We start from the raw sequence: 10729 nt of genomic DNA on the forward strand, positions 1-10729 counted from the left end.
CCCATATCGTCTTCGAGGCCCGAACTGAGCGGACTTCGCCGTCAGGGGCGGTACTGGACGTCGGTCGGCGCGATGGGGGCCGGCAGCTCGGTACGCCCGCGCAGGTACTCGTCCACGGCGGCCGCGGCCGAGCGGCCCTCCGCGATGGCCCACACGATCAACGACTGCCCGCGCCCGGCGTCCCCGGCCACGAACACACCCGGATGGGTCGTCGCCCAGTGCTCGTCGCGCACGACGCGACCACGGGCGTCGACCTCGAGGCCGAGCTGGTCGACGAGGCCCTCACGCTCGACCCCGGTGAAGCCCATGGCGAGCAGCACCAGCTGGGCGGGGATGATCCGCTCCGTGCCCTCCACGGGCTCGAAGCGCCCACCGGAGAACCTGACCTCGCTGAGCCGCAGCTGGGAGACATTGCCCTCCTCGTCCCCGAGGAACTCCGCGGTGGAGACCGCGTAGAGACGCTCCCCGCCCTCCTCGTGGGCCGACGCCACCCGGAAGATGCGCGGGTAGCTCGGCCAGGGGTCGGCGGCCGTGCGCTCGGCGGGCGGCTGGGGCATGATCTCCAGGCTCGTCACGGAGCGCGCCCCCTGACGGATGGCGGTGCCCAGGCAGTCGGCTCCGGTGTCGCCGCCGCCGATGATGACGACGTCCTTGCCCTCGGCGCTGATCCAGTCGACCTCGGTGTCCCCGTGGACGTGCTTGGTCGAGCGGGTCAGGTAGTCGACGGCCTGGTGGATGCCGCCCAGCTGCCGTCCCGGCGCGGGCAGGTCGCGTCCCACCGTGGACCCCGTGGTGAGCACGACGGCGTCGAAACGCTCCAGGAGGTCGTCCCCCGTCACGTCGTGACCGACGTCGACCCCGACGTGGAAGCGGGCGCCCTCGGCGCGCATCTGGTCGAGGCGACGGTCCAGGACCGCCTTCTCCATCTTGAACTCGGGGATCCCGTAGCGCATGAGGCCACCGATCGCGTCGGCACGCTCGAAGACGGCCACGGTGTGCCCGGCGCGGGTGAGCTGCTGGGCAGTGGCGAGCCCGGCCGGGCCCGACCCGACCACCGCCACCGTGAACTCGGTGAGCTTCTGGGGGATCTGGGGGGTCACCCAGCCCTCGTCGAAGGCGTGGTCGACGGCCGTGTGCTCGACGTTCTTGATCGTCACGGCGGGCTGGTTGATGGACAGCACGCAGGCCGCCTCGCACGGGGCCGGGCAGAGGCGCCCGGTGAAGTCCGGGAAGTTGTTGGTGGCGTGGAGGCGCTCGATGGCGCTCCTCCAGTCACCCTTCCACCCCAGGGTGTTCCACTCCGGGATCAGGTTGCCCAGGGGGCAGCCGTAGTGGCAGAAGGGCGTGCCGCAGTCCATGCAACGCCCTGCCTGGCGTTCGACGACGCCGATCTCCTGCTCCTCGTAGACCTCGTCGAAGTCGCGGATGCGCACGGGGACGGGACGGCGCTCCGGCAGCTCGCGCTCCCGGATCTTCAGGAACCCCTTCGGGTCAGCCATGGGACACCTCCAGAATCTTCTGCCACACCTCGGGGTCCTCCCGGTCGACGCCCGAGGCGTCGGCCTCGGAGAGGATCTCGGTGACCTGGGCGAACTGCGTGGGCTGGATGCGGGTGAATCGGGCCAGTGAGGCCGGCAGGTCGTCGAGCAGACGCTGGGCGACCACGGATCCCGTGAGCTCGACGTGGCGGCGCAGGAGCAGGGCGACCCGCTCCCCGTCGGCGTCGGAGAGGCCCGAGACCTCCAGCTGTGCCAGCACCTGCGGGTTGAGCAGGCCGGAGTCGAAGTCCAGCAGGTAGCCGGTGCCCCCGGACATGCCGGCGGCGACATTGCGTCCGGTGCGGCCCAGCACGAGGACCTCTCCACCGGTCATGTACTCCAGGGCATGGTCGCCGGTGCCCTCGCACACCAGGGTCGCACCGGAGTTGCGCACACCGAAGCGCTCACCGACCCTGCCCGAGACGTAGAGCTCGCCAGAGGTCGCGCCGTAGCCGATGACGTTGCCCGCCACCGTGTTCTCGTTGGCCGCGAACTTCGCGGAGCGTGAGGGCCGCACCGCCACCGTGCCACCGCACAGGGACTTGCCGACGTAGTCGTTCGCGTCGCCCTCGACCGTGATCGAGACACCCTGGGGCAGGAAGGCCCCCAGGGACTGCCCGGCGGAGCCGGTGAGCCGGATGGAGATCGTGTCGGCGGCGAGACCGTGGTCGCCGTAGCGCAGCGCGATCTCGTGGCCGAGCATCGCGCCGGTGGTGCGGTCCGTGTTGTGGATCTCCGCCTCGATGGTCACGGGCTCACGACGCTCCAGGGCCGGGGCGGCGAGGGTGATGAGGCGACGGTCCAGCACGTCCTCCAGGTGGTGCTCCTGGCCCTGCACCTGGTGCAGCGAGGACCCGGGACGCGGCTCGATGCGCTGGAAGACGGGACCGAGGTCGAGGCCGGCGGCCTTCCAGTGGTCCACCGCGTCGGAGACGTCGAGCAGGTCGGAGCGCCCGACCGCCTCCTCGATGGAGCGCAGCCCCAGGGAGGCGAGGATCTCGCGCACCTGCTCGGCGATGAAGGTGAAGAAGTTGATGACGTACTCCGGCTTGCCGGAGTAGCGCGCACGCAGCTCGGGGTTCTGCGTGGCCACACCCACCGGGCAGGTGTCCTTCTGGCAGACCCGCATCATGATGCACCCCGAGACCACGAGCGGCGCGGTGGCGAAGCCGAACTCCTCCGCACCCAGGAGGGCTGCGACGATCACGTCGCGACCGGTCTTGAGCTGGCCGTCCGCCTGGACGACGATGCGGTCGCGCAGGTCGTTGAGGACGAGGGTCTGCTGGGTCTCGGCCAGCCCGATCTCCCAGGGGGCACCGGCGTGCTTGAGGGAGGTCAGCGGGGCGGCGCCCGTCCCGCCGTCCGCACCCGAGATCAGGACCACATCGGCACGTGCCTTGGACACACCGGCGGCGACCGTTCCCACGCCGACCTCGGAGACGAGCTTGACGTGGACCCGCGCGTCGGGATTGGCGTTCTTGAGGTCCGAGATCAGCTGCTTGAGGTCCTCGATGGAGTAGATGTCGTGGTGCGGGGGCGGCGAGATCAGGCCGACACCGGGCGTGGAGTGGCGTTCCTTGGCGACCCAGGGGTAGACCTTCTGGGCGGGCAGCTGACCGCCCTCGCCGGGCTTGGCGCCCTGGGCCATCTTGATCTGGATGTCACGGGAGTGGGTGAGGTAGTCGGCGGTGACGCCGAAGCGCCCGGAGGCGACCTGCTTGATCGCGGAGTTGCGCCGGGGGTCGCGCAGACGCTCGGGGGACTCCCCGCCCTCGCCCGTGTTGGACCGGGCACCCAGGGCGTTCATGGCGATGGCCATGGTCTCGTGCGCCTCCTGGGAGATGGACCCGAAGGACATGGCGCCCGTGGCGAAGCGCTTGACGATCTCGGCGACCGACTCGACCTCCTCCAGGGGGACCGGCTCGACCTCCTCGGTGCGCAGCTGCATCATCCCGCGCAGGGTCATGAGCTGGCGCGACTGGTCGTCCACCCCGTCGGTGTAGGAGCGGAAGACCTGGCGGGACTCGGTGCGCGTGGCGGTCTGCAGGCGCGCGATGGTCTCGGGGTTGAAGAGGTGGGCCTCGCCCTCGCGCCGCCACTTGTACTCGCCGCCGACGTCCAGGGTGCGGTGGGCCGGGGAGATCCCCGAGGGCGGGTAGGCGACCTCGTGGCGGGAGGCGACCTCTGCGGCGATGACGTCGAGTCCGACGCCCCCCAGCGGGCTCGCGGTGCCCGCGAAGAAGCGGTCCACGAACTCCTGCGAGAGCCCGACCGCCTGGAAGACCTGGGCCCCGCAGTAGGAGGACACCGTGGAGATGCCCATCTTCGACATCACCTTCAGGACACCCTTGCCGAGTGCCTTGATGAGGTGGGCGACGGCGTCGTGGGGAGTGGTGTCGCCCAGGTGGCCGGCGCGGGCCATGGACTCCACGGACTCCATCGCGAGGTAAGGGTTGACGGCGGCCGCACCGTAGCCGACGAGGAGTGCGACGTGGTGGACCTCGCGCACGTCCCCGGCCTCCACGACCAGTCCCACCTGCGTGCGCGTCTGGCGGCGCAGGAGGTGGTGGTGGAGTGCGGAGGTGGCCAGCAGTGACGGGATGGGCGCCATCTCCGCATTGGACTCACGGTCGGAGAGGACGAGGAAGGAGACGCCCTCCTCCACGGCCTCGTCCGCCTGGCGGAAGATGTCCTCGAGGGCCTCCTCCAGCGAGTCCCCCCCACCCGAGACGCGGTAGAGGCAGCGGATGACACGGGAGGTGAACCCCTTGCCCGCGCGGGCGCTGCCGATGTGGGAGATCTGGGCGAGCTGGTCGGAGTCGATGACGGGGAAGTCGATCTCCAGCTTGCGGGCGTGGTCGGGGGTGTCCTCCAGCAGGTTCGGCTGAGGGCCGACCGTGGTCCCCAGGGCCGTCACCAGCTCCTCCCGGATGGCGTCCAGGGGCGGGTTCGTCACCTGGGCGAAGAGCTCCTGGAAGTAGTCGAAGAGGAGGCGCGGCCGGGCGGAGAGGACGGCGATGGGGGTGTCCGAGCCCATGGAACCCAGGGCCTCGGCCCCGGAGGTCGCCATGGGCGTGAGGATGATGTCGAGGTCCTCCTGGGTGTAGCCGAACTCCTGCTGGCGGCGCAGGACGGAGGAGTGCGAGTGGTCGATGTGCTCGCGCTCGGGCAGGTCGGAGAGGTGCACCAGCTTGTCGTCGAGCCACTCCCCCCACGGCCTTTGGCCCGCGAGGGCGTCCTTGATCTCCTTGTTGGGGACGATCCGCCCCGCGTCGAGGTCGACCAGGAACATGGAGCCGGGCTCCAGGCGACCCTTGGCGCGGATCTGGGAGTCCGGGATGCCCAGGACACCCGTCTCCGAGGCGAGGACCACCAGGCCGTCCTCGGTGACCTGCCACCGTCCGGGGCGCAGCCCGTTGCGGTCCATGACGGCGCCGATGAGGTGGCCGTCGGTGAAGGTGACGGCGGCCGGGCCGTCCCAGGGCTCCATGAGCGTGGAGGCGTACTTGTAGAAGGCCCGCAGTCCGGGGTCCATCTGCTCGTTGTTCTCCCAGGCCTCGGGCACCATCATGGCGACGGCCTGGGGCAGGGACCTCCCGGAGAGGACGAGGAGCTCCAGGACCTCGTCCAGCGAGGCGGAGTCGGAGACGGCGTCGGTCGTGACCGGCAGCAGCGGGGCCATGTCCCCCAGGACGGGGCTGGCGAGCTGCCCCTCACGGGCACTCATCCAGTTGCGGTTGCCGCGCACGGTGTTGATCTCACCGTTGTGGGCGACCATCCGGAAGGGCTGGGCGAGACGCCACGAGGGGAAGGTGTTCGTCGAGAAACGGGAGTGGACCAGGGCCAGGCGCGACGTGAGTGTCGGGTGGGAGAGGTCGGTGAAGAACTCCGGCAGCTGCATCGTGGTGAGCATGCCCTTGTACACGAAGGTCTGGGTCGACAGACCGGTCATGTAGACCCCGGCCTCGTGCTCGCAGCGACGACGGACCCGGTAGGCGGCCACCTCGAGGTCGCGCCCGCTGCGGCGGTTGTGCTGGTCGGCGACCAGCAGCTGCCGGAAGGTCGGCATGGAGCCGCGTGCGGTGGGGCCCACGCCGGTGTCGTCGACGGGCACGTCGCGCCAGGCGAGGACCCGCAGGCCCTCCTCGCGGGTGATGCGCTCCACAGCCGCCACGGCGCGGGAGAGCTCCACGCGTCCGTCGTGCGCACCGGGCAGGAAGACGAGGCCCGCGGCGTAGGAGCCCACGCGCGGGAGGTCGGGGCGGACGGTCTCACGGAAGAACTCGTCCGGGAGCTGGATGAGGATGCCCGCACCGTCGCCGGAGTTCTCCTCGGCGCCCACCGCACCGCGGTGGTCGAGCTTCTCCAGGGCGTGGAGCCCCTGCTCCACGATGGTGTGCGTGGGTGGACCCGTGAGCGTGGCGACGAAGGCGATGCCGCAGGCATCGTGCTCGTTGGCCGGATCGTAGAGGCCGATGGCCTGGGGACGGCCGGCTTCCTGATGGTTCATGGGGACCCCCTGTAGTGTCTGCCGCCGACCCGGGCCCGAGAGGCCCCGAACCAAGAACGGGTCAAGGTGATATCGCCGGTGTTCAAGGATGCCGCCACCGGGGTCGCCGCGCCGATCAAGGACCAACATGCGGACGAGTCGCCTGGAGCCCGCCCGACTCCCCGCTACACTCCCTTTTGTCATCGGTTTGCAGGATCTTGACCGGGAGTCACCGCGTCACCCGACCAGCCTGCACAGTCTCCGGGAAGGACACCCCATGTTCAGCAACTCCGACGAGGTCGTGGATTTCATCGACCGCGAAGGCGTCCAGTACGTCGACGTCCGCTTCTGCGACCTGCCTGGCGTCCAGCAGCATTTCACCGTGCCCGCCGCCGAGTTCAAGGGTGCCGCCCTGGAGGACGGGGTGATGTTCGACGGTTCGTCCGTGCGCGGCTTCACCGCGATCCACGAGTCGGACATGAAGCTCATCGCGGACCCGACCTCGGCCTTCCTCGATCCCTTCCGTGAGGCGAAGACGCTGATCGTGAACTTCTCGATCGTGGACCCCTTCACCGACGAGCCCTTCTCCCGCGACCCCCGCCAGGTGGCCTCCAAGGCCGAGGCGTACCTGAAGTCCACCGGGATCGCCGACACCTGCTTCATCGGTGCCGAGGCGGAGTTCTACCTCTTCGACGACGTGCGCTACCAGGTGAAGCCGGAGTACACCTTCTACTCCGTGGACTCCGCCGAGGCGTTCTGGAACACGGGTCGCGAGGAGGCCGGCGGCAACCTCGGGTACAAGCTGGGCGTCAAGGGCGGGTACTTCCCGGTCTCCCCCAATGACCACTTCGTCGACCTGCGCGACCAGATGGTGACGAACCTGCAGGCCGTGGGTCTCGACATCGAGCGTGCGCACCACGAGGTCGGCTCCGCCGGCCAGCACGAGATCAACTACCGCTTCGCCTCCCTGACGACGGCCGCCGACGACATGATGAAGTTCAAGTACGTGGTCAAGAACACGGCCACGCAGTTCGGCAAGTCGGCGACCTTCATGCCCAAGCCGGTCTTCGGTGACAACGGGTCGGGCATGCACACCCACCAGTCCCTGTGGAAGGACGGCGAGCCCCTCTTCTACGACGAGCGCGGCTACGGCTCCCTCTCCGACACCGCGCGCTGGTACATCGGCGGCCTCCTCAAGCACGCCCCGGCGCTGCTGGCCTTCACCAACCCCTCGGTGAACTCCTTCCGCCGCCTGGTGCCGGGCTTCGAGGCCCCCGTGAACCTCGTCTACTCGGCCCGCAACCGTTCCGCCTGCATCCGCATCCCCGTCACCGGCACCTCGCCCAAGGCCAAGCGCGTCGAGTACCGCGTGCCGGACCCCTCGGCGAACCCGTACCTGTCCTTCTCCGCCTGCCTCATGGCCGGCCTGGACGGCATCCGCAACCGCATCGAGCCCGCCGCCCCGATCGACAAGGACCTCTACGAGCTCCCGCCGGCCGAGTACGAGGACATCGCCAAGCTGCCGAGCTCGCTGGAGTCCGCACTGGCGAGCCTGGCCGAGGACCACGAGTTCCTCACCGAGGGTGACGTCTTCACCCAGGACCTCATCGACACCTGGCTGGACTACAAGGAGACCAACGAGGTCGCGCCGCTGCGCAACTTCCCCCACCCCTACGAGTTCCAGCTGTACTACAACATCTGAGTCGGCGACGGCAGCCCCGGCTGTCCGTCCCGCTCCGACGACGGTCCCGGCACCCGCGTGGTGCCGGGGCCGTCGTGCGTCCGCGGCCCCTCCCCTCAGCCGAGGTTGAACCACCCGGTCTCGGCATCCACCAGCCAGTGGCTGCGGATGGTCAGCGCACGTTCCAGGGCGGCCAGGACCCCCGCGACCACCAGGATGCCGGGGAGCCAGTCCGGGAGCCGGAGCGGGGAGGACCACGGTGCGACATGGGGCGCCGCCCAGGACTGGTGGGTGGCCCACTCGGCCAGTGCGAGGCCGAGGAGCACGAGGTTCACCGTGAGCACGAGCACCGCCAGGACGCCCACCGCCCTGCTCGTGCGGGGGAAGCGCTCGCCCATGCGGGCACGCCAGGCCTCGGAGGTGCCGGGAAGAGGATCGAGCACCTCCTCGCGTCCGTCCTCGTGGACGATGTGGGCCCGTGTCAGTCCCCACGTGCCCGTGGCGACCTCGATGTGGGCCCCCGGCACGGGGAAGGCCGCGGGCATGACGGACACCGCCGCGCACCTGCCGTCCCGGTGGAGCAGGGCGCGCCCCTCCCAGTCGAAGTGGTCGACGTCCACCGTCCAGTGGTGGCCAGCGTGTTCGGTGACGAGGGCGGACCTCCACAGCGCGTGCCACGGGCGCCACTCCCGCAGGGGGCTCCCGTCGCCCTCCTCGGCGCGCCGTCGGCGCCAGCTGCGTGTCCACCGACCCATGTCCGTGCCACCCCTCTCCCGGCCATGCTATCGACGCGTGTGGCCACCGGCGCGTCGGGAGGTGGGCAGCCCGACGACCGCCGTCCCGACCACTCCCGTCCCGACCACTGCTGGTCCGGACCAGCGCGCACCGGTACCCGCACCCCGGTGCGCCGACGGGAGAGGTCCCCTCGCCGCCGCTAGAGTTCCAAGCAGCAACGGTACCGAGCGTGCACCCCGAGGCAAGGAGACCACGACCATGAGGAAGAACCGCGACGGGTCCTTCACCGACACGCCCCGATTCACCATCGACCCCTCCGACACCGTCCAGGCCATGCTGCGCGAGCGCGCGGAGGCCAGGCCCGATGACATCGTCGTCGAGGAGCGCACCGAGGTGGGTGCCTGGAGACCGGTGCGCGCACGGGAGCTCGCCGACCGTGTCGAGGACGTCGCGCGTGGGCTGATCGGCGTCGGCGTCCGCCCCGGTGAGTCCGTGGCCGTGCTGTCCGCCACCAGCTTCGAGTGGATGCTCCTGGACCTGGGGATCCTCAGCGTCGGCGCGGTGACCGTCCCGATCTACGAGTCCGACTCCGCCGCCCAGATCGGTCACATCCTGGCCGATGCCGAGGTCTCCCACGTCTTCACCGCGACCTCGCAGCAGGCGGAACTGGTGGAGTCCGTGCGCACCCCGGGTGTGCGCGCCATCGACTCCCTGGACCGGGGCGCCCTGCGCACGCTCAGCTCGGCGGCACGGTCCGTGGCCCCCTCCGAGGTCGACGACCGGTCGGCCGCAGTGCGGGCCGAGGACGTGGCGACCATCATCTACACCTCGGGCACCACCGGCGTCCCCAAGGGCGTGGTGCTCACACACTCCAACTTCGTGGGCACGACCCGCGCCGTGTACCAGATCCTCCCGGAGGTCATCGACGCCCCGGACACGCGTCTGCTCCTGTTCCTGCCCCTGGCCCACGTGCTCGCACGTTTCGTCATGCACGCGGTGCTCGGGGGGCACGGGACCATTGCCTTCTCCCCCGACGTCAAGCGCCTCCTGCCGGACATCCAGGCGTTCAGGCCCTCCGCCCTGCTCGCCGTCCCCCGCGTCCTGGAGAAGGTCTACAACGCAGCCTCCTCCAAGGCCGGGCACGGCCTGCGTCGACGCATCTTCGCGTGGTCCGCCAAGCAGGCGCGCGCCGCCTCCGCCGCCCGGGAGACCGCCTTCGGCCCCTCCCCCGCCCTGCGACTGCGCCACGGGATGGCCGAGCGTCTCGTGCTCGGCAAGGTGCGTGCCGCACTGGGTCCGAACATCAGGTACGTCGTCTCGGGAGGTGCGCCGCTGGCCACCGACCTGGCCCAGTTCTTCGCCGGCACCGGCATCACCCTCCTCCAGGGCTACGGGCTCTCCGAGACCACCGGCCCGATCACCGTCCAGCGTCCCGGTGCCAACCCCACGGGTGCCGTCGGTCAGGTCCTGCCGGGGGACTCCGTGCGCGTCGCCGAGGACGGGGAGGTCCTGGTCCGCGGCATCTCCGTCATGCGTGGCTACCACGACCTGCCCGAGGAGACCGCGAAGGCCCTCAGCGGCGGGTGGTTCCACACCGGGGACCTGGGCACCCTGGACCGCAAGGGGCAGCTGAGGATCACGGGACGCAAGAAGGAACTCATCGTCACCGCCGGCGGGAAGAACGTCTCCCCGGAGGTCCTCGAGGACGCCCTGCAGACCCATCCCCTCATCAGCCACGTGGTCGTGGTGGGTGACGGTCGCCCCTACATCGGTGCCCTCATCACCCTGGACGCGGAGATGCTGCCCGGCTGGCTGCGTGCGCACGGGCTCGACACCGTCGACCCGGCCACGGCCGCGGACCTGCCCGAGGTGCGCGAGTCCCTCCAGCGTGCCATCGACCGCGCCAACCACCAGGTGTCGCGGGCGGAGTCCATCCGCCGCTTCCGGATCCTGGACGCGGCCTTCACGGTGGAGAACGGCTACCTGACGCCCTCCCTCAAGCTGCGCCGCTCCCAGGTGCTCCACGACTTCGCGGGGGACGTCGACGCGCTCTACGACGAGGGCGAGGCCGAGAAGGTGGCCCAGGAGAACGCGGAGGCCGAGGGCCGTCGTCGGCGTCGCGGCAGGCGCGCCTGACCCCCACGACCCACGCCCCGGTGCGCACGGACCGCCACTGACGCACCGGGGTGCTGCGGGCGTGGTGTGCCGGACACCGGGGTCACCGGGCGGCACGGCGGGGCCGCCCCCCTCCACGGATCCCCCCGGGGAGAGGGGCGCGCAGACCCG

The 10729-nt window shown here is 70.6% G+C and carries 5 protein-coding genes; 2 read left to right on the forward strand and 3 right to left on the reverse strand.

The features are described from left to right. Positions 1-41: 41 nt before the first annotated feature. Both BQ9890_RS04205 and gltB read right to left on the reverse strand, forming a co-directional pair. Positions 42-1499: a glutamate synthase subunit beta gene (locus BQ9890_RS04205; protein ID WP_075889598.1), complete on the reverse strand. Its 1458-nt coding sequence runs from the start codon at positions 1497-1499 to the stop codon at positions 42-44. After that, positions 1492-6048, reverse strand: a complete 4557-nt coding sequence (gltB, locus tag BQ9890_RS04210) for a glutamate synthase large subunit (protein ID WP_075889600.1) — start codon at positions 6046-6048, stop codon at positions 1492-1494. Before gltB ends, BQ9890_RS04205 begins: the two co-directional genes overlap by 8 nt. A 256-nt stretch (positions 6049-6304) precedes the next feature. Here gltB and glnA point away from each other — a divergent pair, with 256 nt between their 5' ends. Further along, positions 6305-7729, forward strand: a complete 1425-nt coding sequence (glnA, locus tag BQ9890_RS04215; RefSeq protein ID WP_075889602.1) for a type I glutamate--ammonia ligase — start codon at positions 6305-6307, stop codon at positions 7727-7729. A 95-nt stretch (positions 7730-7824) separates the two neighbouring features. Here glnA and BQ9890_RS04220 read toward each other — a convergent pair whose 3' ends face one another. Then, positions 7825-8463, reverse strand: coding sequence for a hypothetical protein (locus BQ9890_RS04220; RefSeq protein WP_075889604.1), 639 nt, complete (start codon positions 8461-8463; stop codon positions 7825-7827). A 238-nt stretch (positions 8464-8701) separates the two neighbouring features. Between BQ9890_RS04220 and BQ9890_RS04225 the strand changes: the two genes are divergently transcribed. Next, positions 8702-10579 carry an AMP-dependent synthetase/ligase gene (locus tag BQ9890_RS04225; protein WP_075889606.1) on the forward strand — a complete coding sequence of 626 codons (1878 nt, stop codon included), beginning with the start codon at positions 8702-8704 and terminating at the stop codon, positions 10577-10579. Positions 10580-10729: the final 150 nt, after the last annotated feature.

The sequence above is a fragment of the Actinomyces provencensis genome (genome assembly GCF_900155435.1).
In the GTDB taxonomy this organism is placed as follows: domain Bacteria; phylum Actinomycetota; class Actinomycetes; order Actinomycetales; family Actinomycetaceae; genus Pauljensenia; species Pauljensenia provencensis.